Source organism: Pseudomonas gozinkensis (assembly GCF_014863585.1).
GTDB classification, from domain to species: domain Bacteria; phylum Pseudomonadota; class Gammaproteobacteria; order Pseudomonadales; family Pseudomonadaceae; genus Aquipseudomonas; species Aquipseudomonas gozinkensis.
This window is the reverse complement of the sequence record NZ_CP062253.1, coordinates 1066873-1083420: the sequence shown is the minus strand read 5'-3', so window position 1 is coordinate 1083420 and position 16548 is coordinate 1066873. Positions and strand designations below refer to the sequence as shown.

Annotated in this window: 18 protein-coding genes; 8 read left to right on the top strand and 10 right to left on the bottom strand. The window is 60.0% G+C overall.

Features of this window, described 5'->3' with window-relative positions:
- Window positions 1-73: 73 nt before the first annotated feature.
- Together IHQ43_RS04695 and IHQ43_RS04690 are read left to right on the top strand one after the other, a co-directional pair.
- Window positions 74-2179, top strand: a complete 2106-nt coding sequence (locus tag IHQ43_RS04695) for a TonB-dependent siderophore receptor (RefSeq protein ID WP_192563540.1) — start codon at window positions 74-76, stop codon at window positions 2177-2179.
- A gap of 12 nt (window positions 2180-2191) precedes the next feature.
- A complete protein-coding gene (locus tag IHQ43_RS04690) occupies window positions 2192-2911 on the top strand; it encodes a DUF4198 domain-containing protein (protein WP_192563539.1) in 720 nt (239 codons plus the stop codon).
- 48 nt (window positions 2912-2959) lie between these two features.
- Here IHQ43_RS04690 and hisC read toward each other — a convergent pair whose 3' ends face one another.
- The 10 genes from hisC to IHQ43_RS04640 form a co-directional block, all read right to left on the bottom strand.
- On the bottom strand, window positions 2960-4012 hold the full coding sequence (gene hisC / locus IHQ43_RS04685; protein ID WP_192563538.1) for a histidinol-phosphate transaminase: 1053 nt from the start codon (window positions 4010-4012) through the stop codon (window positions 2960-2962).
- A gap of 2 nt (window positions 4013-4014) precedes the next feature.
- Window positions 4015-5340, bottom strand: a complete 1326-nt coding sequence (gene hisD / locus IHQ43_RS04680) for a histidinol dehydrogenase (RefSeq protein ID WP_007953552.1) — start codon at window positions 5338-5340, stop codon at window positions 4015-4017.
- Window positions 5341-5465: 125 nt separating this feature from the next.
- Window positions 5466-6101 (bottom strand): ATP phosphoribosyltransferase, encoded by a 636-nt coding sequence (gene hisG / locus IHQ43_RS04675; protein WP_007953554.1) that lies wholly within the window; start codon window positions 6099-6101, stop codon window positions 5466-5468.
- Window positions 6102-6228: 127 nt separating this feature from the next.
- Window positions 6229-7494, bottom strand: coding sequence for a UDP-N-acetylglucosamine 1-carboxyvinyltransferase (gene murA, locus IHQ43_RS04670; RefSeq protein ID WP_192563537.1), 1266 nt, complete (start codon window positions 7492-7494; stop codon window positions 6229-6231).
- 22 nt (window positions 7495-7516) lie between these two features.
- On the bottom strand, window positions 7517-7756 hold the full coding sequence (locus IHQ43_RS04665; RefSeq protein WP_192563536.1) for a BolA family protein: 240 nt from the start codon (window positions 7754-7756) through the stop codon (window positions 7517-7519).
- Between the two features lie 115 nt (window positions 7757-7871).
- A complete protein-coding gene (locus IHQ43_RS04660) occupies window positions 7872-8177 on the bottom strand; it encodes an STAS domain-containing protein (RefSeq protein ID WP_085698468.1) in 306 nt (101 codons plus the stop codon).
- Entirely contained in the window at window positions 8174-8824 is a 651-nt protein-coding gene (locus tag IHQ43_RS04655; protein ID WP_007953558.1) for an MlaC/ttg2D family ABC transporter substrate-binding protein, read from the bottom strand. Before IHQ43_RS04655 ends, IHQ43_RS04660 begins: the two co-directional genes overlap by 4 nt.
- 11 nt (window positions 8825-8835) lie before the next feature.
- Window positions 8836-9303, bottom strand: a complete 468-nt coding sequence (gene mlaD / locus IHQ43_RS04650) for an outer membrane lipid asymmetry maintenance protein MlaD (RefSeq protein ID WP_007953559.1) — start codon at window positions 9301-9303, stop codon at window positions 8836-8838.
- Window positions 9303-10100, bottom strand: coding sequence for a lipid asymmetry maintenance ABC transporter permease subunit MlaE (gene mlaE, locus IHQ43_RS04645; protein ID WP_007953561.1), 798 nt, complete (start codon window positions 10098-10100; stop codon window positions 9303-9305). The genes mlaD and mlaE overlap by 1 nt, the downstream gene beginning before the upstream one ends.
- Entirely contained in the window at window positions 10100-10912 is an 813-nt protein-coding gene (locus tag IHQ43_RS04640) for an ATP-binding cassette domain-containing protein (RefSeq protein WP_007953564.1), read from the bottom strand. The genes mlaE and IHQ43_RS04640 overlap by 1 nt, the downstream gene beginning before the upstream one ends.
- A gap of 275 nt (window positions 10913-11187) precedes the next feature.
- Between IHQ43_RS04640 and IHQ43_RS04635 the strand changes: the two genes are divergently transcribed.
- From IHQ43_RS04635 to IHQ43_RS04610, 6 genes are all read left to right on the top strand, one after another.
- On the top strand, window positions 11188-12162 hold the full coding sequence (locus tag IHQ43_RS04635; RefSeq protein WP_011332477.1) for a KpsF/GutQ family sugar-phosphate isomerase: 975 nt from the start codon (window positions 11188-11190) through the stop codon (window positions 12160-12162).
- Window positions 12163-12687 carry a KdsC family phosphatase gene (locus IHQ43_RS04630; protein WP_039769294.1) on the top strand — a complete coding sequence of 175 codons (525 nt, stop codon included), beginning with the start codon at window positions 12163-12165 and terminating at the stop codon, window positions 12685-12687. It begins immediately after the preceding gene.
- A gap of 8 nt (window positions 12688-12695) precedes the next feature.
- Complete coding sequence (lptC, locus tag IHQ43_RS04625; protein WP_007953568.1) at window positions 12696-13268, top strand: LPS export ABC transporter periplasmic protein LptC; 573 nt, start codon at window positions 12696-12698, stop codon at window positions 13266-13268.
- The gene (lptA, locus tag IHQ43_RS04620) at window positions 13255-13800 is read left to right on the top strand and encodes a lipopolysaccharide transport periplasmic protein LptA (protein WP_192563535.1); all 546 of its coding nucleotides are present in this window, start codon (window positions 13255-13257) and stop codon (window positions 13798-13800) included. Before lptC ends, lptA begins: the two co-directional genes overlap by 14 nt.
- Window positions 13800-14525, top strand: coding sequence for an LPS export ABC transporter ATP-binding protein (gene lptB, locus IHQ43_RS04615; protein WP_007953572.1), 726 nt, complete (start codon window positions 13800-13802; stop codon window positions 14523-14525). The genes lptA and lptB overlap by 1 nt, the downstream gene beginning before the upstream one ends.
- 459 nt (window positions 14526-14984) lie before the next feature.
- The gene (locus IHQ43_RS04610) at window positions 14985-16478 is read left to right on the top strand and encodes an RNA polymerase factor sigma-54 (protein ID WP_192563534.1); all 1494 of its coding nucleotides are present in this window, start codon (window positions 14985-14987) and stop codon (window positions 16476-16478) included.
- Window positions 16479-16548: the final 70 nt, after the last annotated feature.

Below are 16548 nucleotides of genomic sequence, written 5' to 3'. Positions count from 1 at the left end.
AGGGGCACGAATAAAAGACATTCTCAACAGGCATGTTATATTGTTTCAATTATGACAATTGGAACAACATAACATGTCGTCTCGAACAAAGGCCTCCCTCCTCGGCCTGAGTCTCGGTTTGCTGGTCGATCCAGCCTTCGCCGAAGAACCCACCCCACTCGAACTCGACGCCATCAGCGTCATTTCCGACTACGAGTCACCGACAGGCCCGGTCAAGGGTTATCGCGCAACACGTTCCTCCAGCGCGACCAAAACCGATACAGCGATTCGTGATATTCCCCAAGCGATCAGCGTGGTACCCGCCAGCGTGCTCAAGGACCTGGGCAGCACCAGCGTCGAGCGCGCACTGGATTTTGCTGGCGGCGTGTCGAAGCAGAACAACTTCGGAGGCCTGACGCTCTACGAGTACAGCGTGCGCGGCTTTACCACCTCCGAATTTTACAAGGACGGTTTCAGCGCCAACCGGGGTTATCCCAGCACGCCGGATACCGCCAATGTCGAGCGCATCGAAGTGCTCAAGGGCCCGGCAGCGAGTCTTTATGGCCGGGGCGATCCCGGTGGCACGGTGAACATCGTCACCAAAAAGCCGCAGCCGGAAGCCTTCACCACCCTGCAAACCAGCGCCGGCAGTTGGGATCGCTATCGCACCGCACTCGACGTCAACACGCCGCTGGATGATCAGAACAATGTGCTCTCACGAATCAACCTTGCCGTAGAGGACAACCACAGCTTCCGCGATCACGTCGACAGCCACCGGGTATTCGTCGCGCCCTCAATCAGCTGGCAACTGAACCCGGACACATCGCTGCTGGTGGAAAGCGAAATCGTCCGCCACAACTCCACTTTCGACCGTGGCATCGTCGCACCGAACAACACGTGGAGCGGCGTCTCGCGCTCGACCTTTCTCGGCGAGCCCAACGACGGCAACATCGATAACCACAACAACTTGCTGCAAGCGACCCTCGAACATCATCTCAACGACAACTGGAAGCTGCGTCTGGCCAGCCATTACAAGGAAGGCAAACTCTGGGGCGACGCTTCCGAAAACCGCCCGTTGAACGCCGACGGCCACACCGTCAACCGCCGCTATCGCGAACGCGATACCAACTGGCACGACAGCATCACGCAACTGGAACTGCGCGGCCTGTTCGACCTCGGCCCGTGGCAGCACGAACTGCTGATCGGCAGCGAATACGAAAACTTCCGCAAGAACGAGCGCGTCACCACCATTGCCGGCGGGCCTTACGCCATCGACATCTACAAACCGATCTACGGCCAGCCGAAACCCAACGGCGCTCGCTCGGGCACGGATTTTTTCGAACACGTCGAAAGCCACGCGTTGAACCTGCAGGATCAGATTGTCTTCACCGACAAACTGCGCGGCATGATCGGCGCACGTTTCGAGCATTTCGACCAGCGCATCGACGACCACAGCCGTAACGCCAGGAGCAGCCAGCGTCACGACGCCCTCACCCAACGCGCTGGTCTGCTCTATCAACTGACGCCGAACACCGGCGTATTCGCCAACGCCTCGACCTCATTCAAACCGAACAACGGTCTCGACGCCTCTGGCAAATCCTTCGACCCCGAAGAGGGTGTCGGTTACGAAGTCGGCATCAAGAACGAACTGTTCGACGAACGCCTGAGCAGCACCCTCGCCTTCTTCCACATCGACAAGGAAAACGTTCTCGCCCTCGACCCGGCCACCGACAACAGCCGCGCCATGGGCAAGGCGCGCAGTCGCGGTTTCGACCTGCAAGTGACCGGGCAAGTGACCGACGCGGTGCGGGTCATAGGCGCCTTCGCCTGGATCGATGCCGAAGTGACCCAAGGCGACGTGGTGATTCCCACTGGCAGCCGCATCCTCGGCGTAGCCAAGCGCAGCGGCAGCCTGCTTGGGGTCTATGAATTTCAGGTTGGCCATCTGCGCGGCTCGGACGTAGGCGCCGCGTTCACCTACGTCGGCGACCGCTCCGGTGAAGCCGGTGGCGATTTCGAATTGCCGGCCTATCACACCGTCGACCTGCTGGCCCATTACAAGGCCAGCGACAACGTCACGGTCGGTCTGAATCTGAACAACCTCTTCGACGAAAAATATTACGAGCGCTCCTACAGCAACTACTGGGTCAACCCCGGCGAGCCGCGCAATTTCACCGTCAGCCTGACACTCAACCTGTAAAAGGACGTCACCATGCAATACGGCAAAACCCTTGTACTCTTCGCCGCGCTGTTCGCCGGCCAGGTCTCGGCGCATGGCCTGTGGACTGAGCAACGCCGCGGCAATATCGAAGTGGTCTATGGCCACGGCGCCGAAGATAACGCGTTCAAGGCGCAGAAGATCGGCGGCGCGTGGGCTTATGACGCGAGCGGCAAAATGATTCCGGTCAGCGTTGAACGCCTCGCGGATCACGCCCGCTTGAAACCCTTGAGGTCGCCTGCGGTAATGGCCGTTGCGCTGAACAACGGCATGTGGGCGCAGACGTCTGACAAGAAGTGGATCAACAAGGGGCGCAGCGAAGTGCCAGGGGCTGTCGAGGCGACGGAGACCTTCAAATACAGTCTGGCGATTTACCAGCCGGGGGCGAAGTTGCCGAAACTGGATCAGATCAAATTGCTGATCCTGCCAGAGGTCGATCCGCTGAACGTTGGCCCGGGGAAATCATTGCCGGTGCGAGTATTGATCGATGGCAAACCGGCAGCGGGCGTGAAGTTGATCGGTGATTACCGCAGCGCGCCGAATACCTTGAGCACTGAAACCGACAAGGACGGTCGCGCGCAGGTGCTGGTGCGTAATGAAGGGTTGAATGTGATTGCGGCGCAGGTGGAAGTGCCGGTGAAGGACAGTGCTGAAGTGAACAGCAGGGGGTTGTTCAGTTCGTTGACGTTCCTGGGCGAACCGCATCACGAATAAACCAACGCTGATCCCTGCGGGACTGAACCCACAGGGATCAGCGTCGTTTCAGAGCTCGCCGAGACCGTCGATCAACGCCTGATTCTGCTCCGGCGTACCGATCGAGATCCGCAGGAACTGGGCAATTCGTTCCTGCTTGAAGTGGCGCACGATCACACCCTGCTCACGCAGTTTGGCCGCGAGCCCCGCCGCATCGTGTTGCGGATGCCGGGCGAAGATGAAGTTCGCCGCTGACGGCAGCACTTCAAAACCCTTTGCCTGCAACTGCGCGACCACCCATTCGCGACTTTCGATGACCAGCGCGCAGGTCTTGTCGAAGTACTCGCGATCCTCGAACGCCGCCGCCGCGCCGACATTCGCCATGCGGTCGATCGGGTAGGAGTTGAAGCTGTTCTTGATCCGCTCCAGCGCCTCGATCAGCTCCGGATGCCCGACCGCCAGACCGACCCGCAGGCCCGCCAGCGAACGGGACTTGGACAGCGTCTGGGTCACCAGCAGGTTCGGATAACGATCCACCAGAGTGATCGCGGTTTCGCCGCCGAAGTCGATATAGGCCTCGTCGACCACCACGACCGAATCCGGGCTGGCCTTGAGAATCTGCTCGACGGCTTCCAGCGCCAGCAGGCAACCGGTCGGTGCGTTCGGGTTGGGGAAGATGATCCCGCCGTTCGGTTTGGCGTAGTCGGCCGGGTTGATCCGGAACTGTGCGTCCAGCGGTACCGCGTCGAACTTGATGCCGTAAAGGCCGCAGTAGACCGGATAGAAGCTGTAGCTGATGTCCGGGAACAGGATCGGCTGATCGTGTTGCAGCAGGCCGTGGAAGATGTGCGCCAGCACTTCGTCCGAACCGTTGCCGAGGAACACCTGATTGCTCTGTACGCCGTAGTACTTGGCGACGGCGTTTTTCAGCAGGTCGCTGTTCGGATCCGGGTACAGACGCAGGTTGTCGTTGAGTTCGGTCTGCATCGCCGCCAGGGCTTTTGGCGACGGGCCGTACGGGTTTTCGTTGGTGTTGAGCTTGACCAGGCGGGTCAGCTTCGGCTGCTCGCCCGGCACGTAAGGCACCAGATCCTTGACGAACGGGCTCCAGAATTTGCTCATGTTCAGTTCCCCTTCACTTCGTCTTTGATGCGGTATTCGGCGCTGCGCGCGTGGGCGCTCAGCGATTCGCCACGGGCCAGGATCGATGCGGTCTTGCCAAGCTCCGAAGCGCCGGCCTCGGAGCAGAAGATGATCGACGAGCGTTTCTGGAAGTCATAAACGCCCAGCGGCGAGGAGAAACGCGCGGTGCCGGAGGTCGGCAACACGTGGTTCGGACCGGCGCAGTAGTCGCCCAGCGCTTCGGAAGTGTGACGCCCCATGAAGATCGCGCCGGCGTGGCGGATCTGCGGCAGCCAAGCCTGCGGGTCTGCGACCGACAGCTCAAGGTGTTCCGGCGCGATGCGGTTGGCGACTTCGATGGCCTGGGCCATGTCCCGCACGTGAATCAGGGCGCCTCGGCCATTGATCGAGGTTTCGATGATGGTCGCGCGATCCATGGTCGGCAGCAGTTTGTCGATGCTCGCGGCGACCTTGTCGAGGAACTCGGCGTCCGGGCTGACCAGAATCGCCTGAGCGTCTTCGTCGTGCTCGGCCTGAGAGAAAAGGTCCATGGCGATCCAGTCCGGATCGGTCTGGCCGTCGCACACCACGAGGATTTCCGACGGGCCGGCGATCATGTCGATGCCGACCTGACCGAACACGTGACGCTTGGCCGTGGCGACATAGATGTTGCCCGGACCAACGACCTTGTCCACCTGCGGCACGCTTTCGGTGCCATAGGCCAATGCGGCAACTGCTTGCGCACCACCGATGGTGAACACCCGGTCGACGCCGGCGATGCACGCCGCCGCCAGCACCAGCTCGTTGACTTCACCGCGCGGGGTCGGCACCACCATGACCACTTCGGTCACGCCGGCAACCTTGGCCGGAATCGCGTTCATCAACACCGACGACGGGTACGACGCCTTTCCGCCCGGTACATACAGACCGGCGCGATCCAGTGGCGTGACTTTCTGGCCCAGCACCGTGCCGTCGGCTTCGGTGTAGCTCCAGGAGTCCTGCTTCTGTTTCTCGTGATAGCTGCGCACGCGGGCCGCGGCTTTTTCCAGCGCTTCGCGTTGTGGGACAGTGATGCGGGTCAGGGCCAGTTCCAGACGCTCGCGCGGCAGGATCAGGTCCGCCATCGAGGCGACTTCGAGGCCGTCGAATTTCTGGGTGAACTCGACCAGCGCCGCGTCACCGCGCTCGCGCACAGCCTTGATGATGTCCAGCACCCGCTGATTGACCGAGTCGTCAGACACACTTTCCCAGCTCAGCAGATGATCCAGATGATGCGCGAAATCCGGGTCAGCAGCGTTGAGTCGGCGAATTGCAGTCGGTGCGGTCATAGCGAGAGCCTCATAGGAATGGCAAAAACTCAGGCGCCCTAACTTAGCAGTCGTTTCCGCTTGGGCACCTGAGATTCTGGCTATGAGGCGGATAGACGGGCGCGACTTAACGTCGCGCAGGTACATCAGCCGCGGTGTCGAGACTCCACTGCCTTGCGCAGGGTGTCGATCAACGCCTGGATTCGGGCGTGTTGCATTTTCATCGAAGCTTTATTGACCACCAGACGCGAGCTGATCGTGGCGATCAGCTCCTGGGGTTCCAGGCCGTTGGCTCGCAGGGTATTGCCGGTGTCGACCACGTCGATGATCTTGTCGGCCAGACCGATCAGCGGTGCCAGTTCCATCGAGCCGTACAGTTTGATGATGTCGACCTGACGGCCCTGTTCGGCGTAGTAACGCTTGGCGACGTTGACGAATTTAGTGGCGACGCGCAGACGGCCCTTGGGCTCGACAGCACCGACCTTGCCGGCGGTCATCAGCTTGCACTGGGCAATCTGCAGATCCAGCGGCTCGTACAGGCCTTGCCCTGTGTATTCCATCAGCACGTCTTTACCGGCAACGCCGAGGTCGGCCGCACCATGCTCGACATAGGTCGGCACGTCGGTGGCCCGCACGATCAACAGGCGAACGTCTTCCTGGGTCGTGGGGATGATCAGCTTGCGGCTCTTGTCCGGATTCTCGGTCGGCACGATGCCCGCTTCGGCGAGAAGCGGCAGGGTGTCGTCAAGGATGCGGCCCTTGGACAGTGCGATGGTCAACATGGGAAACGTCAGTCCTTATCAAGGTACTCATGTCCGGTCGCAATCGGCGCCGGACATACTTCGAGGGCGTTGCCCCCCCCGATCAAAACGAATTCAACGGACACTTCCCTGTGTCCAGATGCAGCGATTAGCCCGGAACGCGACGGATCCTGGCGCCCAGCATCTGCAGTTTTTCCTCGATGCACTCGTAACCACGATCGATGTGGTAGATGCGGTCGATCAGGGTATCGCCCTGTGCCACCAGTGCCGAAATCACCAGGCTCGCCGAAGCACGCAGGTCGGTTGCCATCACTGGCGCGCCCTTGAGTGTTTCGATGCCGGTCACGATGGCGGTGTTGCCTTCGACCTGGATGTGCGCGCCCATGCGGTGCAGTTCGTACACGTGCATGAAGCGGTTTTCGAAGATCGTCTCGATGACCGCGCCAGTGCCTTCGGCAATGGCGTTGAGCGAGATGAACTGCGCCTGCATGTCGGTCGGGAACGCCGGGTACGGCGCAGTGCGCACGTTGACCGCTTTCGGGCGCTTGCCGTGCATGTTCAGCTCGATCCAGTCTTCACCACAGGTGATTTCTGCGCCGGCTTCACGGAGTTTTTCCAGAACGGCTTCGAGAATGGTCGGATCGGTGTCCTTGACCTTCACACGGCCACCGGTGACCGCAGCGGCCACCAGGTAGGTGCCGGTTTCGATGCGGTCAGGCATGACTTTGTAGAAGCACGAACCCAGACGCTCGACGCCATCAATGGTGATGGTGTCAGTGCCGGCGCCGGAAATCTTGGCGCCCATGGCATTGAGGAAGTTCGCCAGGTCCACCACTTCAGGCTCGCGGGCGGCGTTCTGCAGCACGCTGCGGCCCTTGGCCAGAGCGGCAGCCATCATGATGTTCTCGGTACCGGTCACACTGACGGTATCGAAGAAGAATTGTGCGCCGCGCAGGCCGCCTTCAGGGGCCTTGGCCTTGATGTAACCGCCTTCGACATCGATGACCGCGCCCATGGCTTCCAGGCCACGGATGTGCAGATCGACCGGGCGCGAACCGATGGCGCAACCGCCAGGCAGTGCGACTTCGGCTTCACCGAAACGCGCAACCATCGGGCCCAGCACCAGGATCGAGGCACGCATGGTTTTCACCAGTTCGTACGGAGCGATCAGGGTCTTGATGGTGCGCGGGTCGATTTCGACGCTGAGCTTCTCGTCGATCACAGGCTCGATGCCCATGCGACCGAACAGCTCGATCATGGTGGTGATGTCGTGCAGGTGCGGCAGGTTGCCAACGGTCACCGGGCCATCGCACAGCAGGGTGGCGGCCAGGATCGGCAGGGCGGAGTTCTTCGCCCCGGAAATGCGGATCTCGCCATCAAGACGAGCGCCACCGGTAATAATCAATTTATCCATAACAATCTCGACGCCCTAGGGCTCAGGTGCGCTCGGCCCAGGCCGCGCTGCTGAAAAATTTCATAGTGACCGCGTGGATGCTGCCATCGGCGATCCATGGGTTCAAATGGGCATAGATGCTTTGCTGACGCTTGACCGGGCTCAACGCCGCCAGTTCATCGCTAATCACGTTCAGCTGAAAGTTGCAGCCTTCGCCTTCAACTTCCACCCGGGTTCCGGGCAGCTTTCCTTCAAGGAAGCTCTTCACTTCTACGGCCTGCATGCTCAACCTCAATCGGCGCCCTGTGCGCACGGGTCGGACATCATACAAAAAAGCCCCGCGCCTGCGAACCCCGCTGCGCAGGACTCTGACGGGGGGCTTCTCTATTGATGCGGGTTCAGGGTTGCGCCAACAGCTCGGTCAGTTCGCTGACCTGAGCAATTTCGCGCATGTCTTCGGGCATCCCGCGAATGCTGACAGCCTTTCCGGCGGCCTTTGCATCGCGAATGAAGCACAGCAGCAGCGACAGACCGACGCTGCTGGACTTCTCCACCGCCGAACAGTCGATCACCAATGCCGGGGCATTGCACGACTTGATCAGCGCCCGGCCCTGCTCGCGCAGGTCCGGGGCAGTGCGGTAATCCAGCACGCCGCTGAGCTGCAGTTCACTGGCTTCGTCCAGACGAATGGCCGACTCGGTCATTGGGCAGGCTTCTCGTTCTGCTCGGCCGACTGCTTGGCCTTGGCGACTTCCCCGGCCCAGCCGTTGATGGTCTTGTCCAGGTCGTTGCCATTGCGCTGCATGGCGTCGGCGAACTGGTCACGGAACAGCTTGCCGATGTTGATGCCGTTGATGATCACGTTGCGCAGTTTCCACTCGCCGTTGATCTTCTCCAGGGTGTACGAAACCGGATAGATCGCGCCGTTGTTGCCTTTGACGGTCATGCCGACGCTGGTACGGTCGCCCGACTCGTCCTTGGGCGCATCGACGGTGATGCCCTGGTTGTTGTACTCGAGCAACGCGTTGCCATAGAACTGGAACAGACCGCGCTTGAAGTTTTCCTCGAAGGTCTTCATCTGCGCCGGAGTTGCCTTGCGCGAATACTTGACCGTCATGATGCTCTTGGAAATGCCTTCGGCATCCACGACCGGCCCGACGATGGTGTTCAACGCGGTGTAGAAGTCAGCCGGATCCTGCTTGTACTTCTCTTTGTTGGCGGCCAGATCAGCCAGCATCCGGTTGGTGGTGTCCTGAACCAGGTCATGCGCCGAAGGCGCCGCCACGGCATTGGCCACCAGCGGCAGCGCTGCAAGCAACACCAACAGGCCACGTCGCAAGGTAGAGATCATTCAAAAGCTCCTCATTTGGCGTCTTTGCTAACGGTATTGAGCAGGAATTTACCGATCAGGTCTTCCAGTACCAGAGACGACTGGGTGTCGTGGATGGTTCCACCATCCTTGAGCCGGGTGTCTTCCCCGCCCACGCTGATACCGATGTACTTCTCGCCCAGCAGACCCGCTGTCAGGATAGATGCTGTGGAGTCGGTCGGCAGATTGTCGACGCTTTTATCCACTTGCAGGGTCACCCGACCGGTGAAGCTGTCGCGATCCAGGTCGATCGCGGTGACCTTGCCGATGGTCACACCCGCCATGGTCACTTTGGCTCTGACCGTCAAACCGGCGATATTGTCGAAATACGCGTAAAGCTTGTAGGTATCGGTGGTCGAAGTCGGAGACAGGCCACTGACCCGCAGGGCCAGCAGCAACAAAGCCAGGATCCCTGCCAGCAGGAACAGGCCGACACCGATTTCCAGGGTGCGGTTTTGCATCAGAAATCTCCAAACATCAAAGCGGTCAGAATAAAGTCCAGGCCGAGGACTGCCAGCGAGGCGTAAACCACGGTCTTGGTGGTGGCACGGCTGATCCCCTCGGAAGTGGGTTCGCAGTCATAGCCTTGAAATACGGCGATCCAGGTGACGACAAAAGCGAATACTGCACTTTTGATGATGCCGTTGAGCACATCGTCACCGAAGCTCACGCTGTTCTGCATGTTCGACCAGTAGGAACCTTCGTAGACACCCAGCCAGTCGACAGCGACCCACGAGCCGCCCCAAATGCCGACCACGCTGAAGATCATCGCCAGGACCGGCAGGGAAATGAAACCGGCCCACAGACGCGGAGCGATGATGTACTTGAGCGGGTCGACCCCGATCATTTCCAGACTGGACAGCTGTTCGGTGGATTTCATGTTGCCGATTTCCGCCGTCAGCGCCGAACCGGCACGCCCGGCAAACAACAGCGCGGTCACGACTGGCCCCAGTTCACGCAACAGGGTCAGCGCCACCATCTGCCCGACAGCCTGTTCCGAGCCGTAGCTCGAGAGGATGTTGAAGCCCTGCAGCGCCAGCACCATGCCGATGAAGATCCCGGACACCACGATGATCACCAGCGACATCACGCCGACGGAATGCAACTGCTTGACCAGCAGACCAAAACCGCCGCCGATGCCGCCACGCCCGAGCAAGGCATGAAACAGGAACAGTGTCGAACGCCCGAACACCGCAACGCTGTCGATCCCGGCCAGGCCGAAACGGCGCACACGCTCCATTAAAGTAATTCTGCGCATCAGCGGCGCTTCCCCAGAAGATCTGCGCGGTAATCCGGCGCTGGAAAGTGATACGGCACCGGGCCATCGGGTTCACCGGTCATGAATTGACGAATACGCGGATCATCCGAGCTCATCAGTTCGTCCGGCGTGCCCTGCCCCAATACCTGGCCATCACCGACCACATAGATGTAGTCAGCGATGCTCGCGGTTTCGGCGAGGTCGTGGGACACCACGATGCTGGTGATCCCCAGGGCATCGTTGAGCAGGCGGATCAGGCGAACCAGCACGCCCATGGCGATCGGATCCTGGCCGACGAACGGTTCGTCGTACATGAGGATCTGCGGATCGAGGGCAATGGCCCGGGCGAGCGCGACACGGCGTTTCATGCCGCCGGACAGCTCGTCGGGCATCAATTCGATGGCACCGCGCAGACCCACTGCCTGCAATTTGAGCAGCACGATGTCGCGGATCATCTCGTCCGGCAGGTCGGTATGAACACGCAGCGGGAAGGCGACGTTCTCGAACACGTCGAGATCGGTGAACAGCGCACCGCTCTGAAACAGCACGCCCATGTGCTTGCGCGCATCGAACAGATCGCTGCGCGACAGCTTCGGCAGGTTCTGGCCGTTGACCCAGACCTCGCCTTTGGATGGCCGCAACTGGGCGCCCATCAGGCGCAACAGCGTGGTCTTGCCACACCCGGAAGGCCCCATGATGCCGGTGACCTTGCCGCGCGGGATGCGGATATCGACGTTATTGAAAATGCTCCGCGCACCGCGCTTGAAGGAGACTCCCTTCAGCTCGACCGCGTAGGCGTTATCGGCACTCATCTAAACTCCTTGCGATGCAGCCTCTCACTCGGACGCCTGGCTTTCTTGGGAAAGCCCCTACATCCCGGGCAGGCCGAACTGGCGGCGAACTATATCACTGCAAAGGGCAAGCGCCCAAGGCCTGCACGGGCCCGCATTCTGCGAGTTGAAGGGCTTGAAGCCTTATTTGCAGAGTTTTGGTAACCAGGAATGACAAAGCACGACGAACTTGCGTGAGGCTTTTCAACATAACCGCTATAATCGCCGCCTTTTCATCGGGCTATACGATTTCTGACATGAGCCAAACCAGCGACCTGATTCAATCGGCACAACGCACCATCCGCCTCGAAGTGGAAGCCGTACAAGGCTTGTTGCCCCATATCGACGCCGATTTCGTACGCGCTTGCGAGATGATTCTGGCCAGCAAGGGCCGTGTCGTCGTGGTCGGCATGGGCAAGTCAGGGCACATCGGCAACAAAATCGCCGCGACCCTGGCCAGCACCGGCACACCGGCGTTTTTCGTGCACCCGGCCGAGGCCAGCCACGGTGACATGGGCATGATCACCCGTGACGACGTCATCCTGGCCCTGTCGAACTCCGGCTCCACCAACGAAATCGTCACCCTGCTGCCACTGATCAAGCGCCTGGGCATCCAGCTGATCAGCGTGACCGGCAACCCGCAATCGCCACTGGCCAAGGCCGCCGAGGTCAATCTCAACGTTCACGTCGAGCACGAAGCCTGCCCACTGAACCTGGCGCCGACCTCCTCGACCACCGCTGCGCTGGTCATGGGCGACGCTCTGGCCGTGGCGCTGCTGGAAGCACGCGGTTTCACCGCAGAAGACTTCGCCTTTTCCCACCCGGGCGGCGCACTGGGCCGACGCCTGCTGCTGAAAGTGGAAAACGTCATGCACGCCGGGCAGGAACTGCCGCAGGTACAGCGTGGCACCCTGCTCAAGGACGCACTGATGGAAATGACCCGCAAGGGTCTGGGCATGACCGTCATTCTTGAAGCCGACGGCAAACTGGCCGGGATCTTCACTGACGGCGACCTGCGTCGCACCCTGGATCGCAGCATTGATATTCACAGCGCCACCATCGACCAGGTGATGACCGTGCACGGCAAGACCGCCCGCGCCGAGATGCTCGCCGCCGAAGCCCTGAAAATCATGGAAGACCACCGAATCAACGCGCTGGTTGTCGTGGACGAAGAGGATCGCCCGATCGGCGCCTTCAACCTCTCCGACCTGCTGCGCGCAGGAGTGATGTAAATGAGCACCGATCTGCTGCAACGCGGCAAAGCCATCAAACTGGCGGTTTTCGACGTCGACGGTGTCCTCACCGACGGACGCCTGTACTTCCTTGAAGACGGCAGCGAGTTCAAGACCTTCAACACGCTCGATGGCCAGGGCATCAAGATGCTGATGAATGCCGGCGTACAGACCGCCATCATCAGCGGTCGCAAGACCCCGGTGGTCGAGCGTCGAGCAAAAAACCTGGGCATCCCGCACCTGTTTCAGGGACGCGAGGACAAACTGGTGGTTCTTGACGGCCTTCTGGAGCAACTGGGCCTAAGCTATGAACAAGTGGCTTACCTCGGTGACGACCTGCCTGACTTGCCGGTGATCCGCCGCGTAGGGCTGGGCATGGCCGTCGCCAACGCCGCCCCCTTCGTGCGCGAACACGCTCACGGTGTCACTCAGGCCCGTGGCGGCGAAGGTGCCGCCCGCGAATTCTGCGAACTGATCCTGCGCGCCCAAGGCAGCCTCGACGCCGCCAACAACGCGTACCTGTGAGTCCAACCATGTTTAGCAAAAAGTTTCGCAACATCCTGCTGTTCGGTTGCATCGCAGCGATTTTCGGTGCGGTCGGCTACTGGAACATCAGTCCGGAACGCTTCCTCGACAAACCGCCGGTTTCGGCAGAGGAAAGCCCGATCGACTGGTATGCGACCAATACCCACACGATCCAGTACCTCGAAGACGGCAAAGTGCAGTACGAAATGACGTCCGACAAGGCTGAGCACGTCAAGGCGACCGACATTACACTGGTCACCAAACCCGACCTGAACATGTTCCGTGGCACCGATTTCCCATGGCACGTGACCAGCGAGCGCGGCGAAGTGAACTCTGGCGGCACCGAAGTCGAGCTGATCGATTCGGTTCGGGTCAAGCGCACCGATGAAAAGAACCGCGACACCCTGATTACCAGCACACGCATGACCGTGTTCCCACAGCAGCAATATGCGCAGACCCAGCAACCCGTTAGAATCGACGGCGCTGGCGGTGTATCGACCGGCGTGGGAATGAAAGCGTATTTGAAGGAAAGCAGGATACACCTGCTATCGAACGTAAGAGGACAGTATGAGGCTCGTTAAAACCCTCCCTATTTTGCTCGGTCTGGGCGCAGCACTGGGAAGCGTGAGCGCCTGGGCTCTGCCGAACGATAGTCAGCAACCGATCCGCATCCAGGCCGACGACGCTCAGCTCGATGACAAGAATGGCATCGCGACCTACAAGGGCGACGTGATCATCACCCAGGGTTCGATGATCGTCAAAGGCAATACCGTGACCATGACCCGTGCGCCCAACGGCGACATCGACGTCGTGACCTCGGTGGGCAACCTGGCCTACTTCGAGCAATTGCAGACTGCCGGCGATGCCAAACCCGTACAGGGCTGGGGCGTGACCATTCAGTACCACGCACAGCAAAACCGCGTTGTACTGATCGACAAGGCAAAAGTCGTCGACAAGGACAACAACACCACTCAAGGCGAAAAGATCGTCTATGACACGGTGAAAAAACTGGCCAGCGCCGGTCGAGCCACCGGCAGCAAGGTCACCGAAGCGCGTCCGCGCATTGATATGGTGATCCAGCCGAAGAAGAAAACCGACGAGAAAACCCAGTAATGGCAACTCTGAAAGCTCAGCACCTGGCCAAGGCCTATAAAAGCCGCCAGGTTGTGCGTGACGTCAGCCTGTCGATCGACAGCGGCCAGATCGTCGGCCTGCTCGGCCCGAACGGCGCCGGCAAGACCACGTGCTTCTACATGATCGTCGGCCTGGTTCAGGCCGATCAGGGTCGCGTACTGATCGACGACCTGGACGTCAGTCACCAGCCGATGCACGGTCGTGCAAAGGCCGGTATCGGCTATCTGCCGCAAGAAGCGTCGATCTTCCGCAAACTGTCGGTGGCCGACAACATCATGGCTATCCTCGAGACCCGTCAGGAGCTCGACAAGGCCGGCCGTCGCAAGGAGCTGGAAAGCCTGCTGCAGGAGTTCCACATCAGCCACATCCGCGACAACCTCGGCATGAGCCTGTCCGGTGGTGAGCGCCGCCGCGTGGAAATTGCCCGCGCTCTGGCCACCGCACCGAAATTCATCCTGCTCGACGAACCGTTCGCCGGTGTCGACCCGATCTCGGTCGGCGACATCAAGCAGATCATCCACCACCTCAAGGCCAAGGGCATCGGTGTACTGATCACCGACCACAACGTCCGCGAGACGCTGGATATCTGCGAAACCGCCTACATCGTCAACGACGGCCAATTGATTGCCGAAGGCGACTCCGCGACCATCCTCGCCAACGATCTGGTGAAGGAAGTTTATCTGGGTCACGAGTTCCGCCTGTAAGCCACGCAGATGCCCGATCGGCTCGATCGGGCGCCACCCAGCGGGATGGGTCAACAAGGTTTTATCGCTTTTTACTGTTACAGCGCTCCAGGCAAACACGACGCTCCAAAGATTTTCACCACTGCCCGGATCGCCGCGTCAACAAAGTTTTATCGCTTTTTATTGTTACAGCGCTCTAGGCAAACACGACGCTCCAAAGATTTTCACCACTGCCCGGATCGCCGCGTCAACAAAGTTTTATCGCTTTTTATTGTTACAGCGCTCTAGGCAAACACGACGCTCCAAAGGTTTTCACCACTGCCCGGATCGCCGCGTCAACAAAGTTTTATCGCTTTTTATTGTTACAGCGCTCTAGGCAAACACTTCGGTTTCGGGCATATAATTTGCTTAAGTTTGGCGCTCCGGCGCCCTGTAGTGGATGGCGCATAGCGCCGGCGAATAAGGTGTTAAGCCCCTGCCATGAAACCATCGCTAGTCTTGAGAATGGGCCAGCAGCTGACGATGACACCGCAGCTGCAACAGGCCATCCGCCTGCTCCAATTGTCGACCCTGGATCTGCAACAGGAAATCCAGGAGGCTCTGGAATCCAATCCGATGCTCGAACGCCAGGAAGACGGCGACGACTTCGACAACTCCGATCCCATGGCCGACAACGCCGAACAGAAGCCCAACACCGAGATTCAGGAACCCTCCTACCAGGAAACCGCGCCGACCGTCGATAATCTCGAAGACGGCGAATGGAACGAACGAATCCCCAACGAACTGCCCGTCGACACCGCCTGGGAAGATGTCTACCAGACCAGCGCCAGCAGCCTGCCGAGCAGCGACGATGACGAGTGGGACTTCACCACCCGCACCTCCGCCGGCGAGAGCCTGCAAAGTCATCTGCTGTGGCAGTTGAACCTGGCACCGATGTCCGACACCGATCGCCTGATCGCCGTGACCCTGATCGATTGCATCAACAATCAGGGCTACCTCGACGAAACCCTCGAAGAAATCCTCGACGCCTTCGATCCGGAACTCGACATCGAGCTGGACGAGATTGAAGCTGTCCTGCACCGCATTCAGCAGTTCGAACCGGCCGGCATTGGTGCTCGCAACCTGGGCGAATGTCTGTTGCTGCAATTGCGCCAGCTGTCGGCCAAGACCCCTTGGCTGACCGAAGCCAAGCGCCTGGTCACCGATTACATCGACCTGCTCGGCAGCCGTGACTACAGCCAGCTGATGCGGCGCATGAAGCTCAAGGAAGACGAACTGCGCCAGGTCATCGAACTGGTACAGAGCCTGAACCCGCGACCTGGCTCGCAGATCGAGTCCACCGAAGCCGAATACGTAGTGCCTGACGTGATCGTGCGCAAGGACAACGAACGCTGGTTGGTTGAGCTGAACCAGGAGTCGGTGCCCCGTCTGCGGGTCAACGCCCAATACGCCGGTTTCGTGCGCCGCGCAGACACCAGCGCCGACAACACCTTCATGCGCAATCAGTTGCAGGAAGCCCGCTGGTTCATCAAGAGCCTGCAGAGCCGCAACGAAACCCTGATGAAAGTGGCCACCCAGATCGTCGAACATCAGCGCGGTTTTCTGGAGTACGGCGACGAAGCCATGAAGCCGCTGGTCCTGCATGACATCGCCGAAGCGGTTGGCATGCACGAGTCGACGATTTCCCGGGTGACCACGCAGAAATTCATGCATACCCCGCGGGGCATATATGAACTGAAATACTTTTTCTCCAGTCATGTGAGCACCTCCGAAGGCGGTGAATGCTCGTCCACGGCGATCCGCGCGATCATCAAGAAACTGGTTGCCGCGGAAAATCAGAAAAAGCCGTTGAGTGACAGCAAGATCGCTGGTTTACTGGAGGCACAAGGCATTCAGGTGGCTCGCCGCACCGTCGCCAAGTACCGCGAATCCCTTGGGATCGCGCCTTCGAGCGAACGCAAGCGGTTGATGTAAGCCACGTTACAGCGTTCCAGTGGCAGGCTCTTCGGCCTGCCGCTTTATGCACTGGCAACGAAGGAGAAGC

Coding starts and splice junctions, on each gene's coding strand:
- IHQ43_RS04695 (WP_192563540.1), top strand. CDS start 74: ATGTCGTCTCGAACAAAGGCCTCCCTCCTCGGCCTGAGTCTCGGTTTG.
- IHQ43_RS04690 (WP_192563539.1), top strand. CDS start 2,192: ATGCAATACGGCAAAACCCTTGTACTCTTCGCCGCGCTGTTCGCCGGC.
- hisC (WP_192563538.1), bottom strand. CDS start 4,012: ATGAGCAAATTCTGGAGCCCGTTCGTCAAGGATCTGGTGCCTTACGTG.
- hisD (WP_007953552.1), bottom strand. CDS start 5,340: ATGACCGCACCGACTGCAATTCGCCGACTCAACGCTGCTGACCCGGAT.
- hisG (WP_007953554.1), bottom strand. CDS start 6,101: ATGTTGACCATCGCACTGTCCAAGGGCCGCATCCTTGACGACACCCTG.
- murA (WP_192563537.1), bottom strand. CDS start 7,494: ATGGATAAATTGATTATTACCGGTGGCGCTCGTCTTGATGGCGAGATC.
- IHQ43_RS04665 (WP_192563536.1), bottom strand. CDS start 7,756: ATGCAGGCCGTAGAAGTGAAGAGCTTCCTTGAAGGAAAGCTGCCCGGA.
- IHQ43_RS04660 (WP_085698468.1), bottom strand. CDS start 8,177: ATGACCGAGTCGGCCATTCGTCTGGACGAAGCCAGTGAACTGCAGCTC.
- IHQ43_RS04655 (WP_007953558.1), bottom strand. CDS start 8,824: ATGATCTCTACCTTGCGACGTGGCCTGTTGGTGTTGCTTGCAGCGCTG.
- mlaD (WP_007953559.1), bottom strand. CDS start 9,303: ATGCAAAACCGCACCCTGGAAATCGGTGTCGGCCTGTTCCTGCTGGCA.
- mlaE (WP_007953561.1), bottom strand. CDS start 10,100: ATGCGCAGAATTACTTTAATGGAGCGTGTGCGCCGTTTCGGCCTGGCC.
- IHQ43_RS04640 (WP_007953564.1), bottom strand. CDS start 10,912: ATGAGTGCCGATAACGCCTACGCGGTCGAGCTGAAGGGAGTCTCCTTC.
- IHQ43_RS04635 (WP_011332477.1), top strand. CDS start 11,188: ATGAGCCAAACCAGCGACCTGATTCAATCGGCACAACGCACCATCCGC.
- IHQ43_RS04630 (WP_039769294.1), top strand. CDS start 12,163: ATGAGCACCGATCTGCTGCAACGCGGCAAAGCCATCAAACTGGCGGTT.
- lptC (WP_007953568.1), top strand. CDS start 12,696: ATGTTTAGCAAAAAGTTTCGCAACATCCTGCTGTTCGGTTGCATCGCA.
- lptA (WP_192563535.1), top strand. CDS start 13,255: ATGAGGCTCGTTAAAACCCTCCCTATTTTGCTCGGTCTGGGCGCAGCA.
- lptB (WP_007953572.1), top strand. CDS start 13,800: ATGGCAACTCTGAAAGCTCAGCACCTGGCCAAGGCCTATAAAAGCCGC.
- IHQ43_RS04610 (WP_192563534.1), top strand. CDS start 14,985: ATGAAACCATCGCTAGTCTTGAGAATGGGCCAGCAGCTGACGATGACA.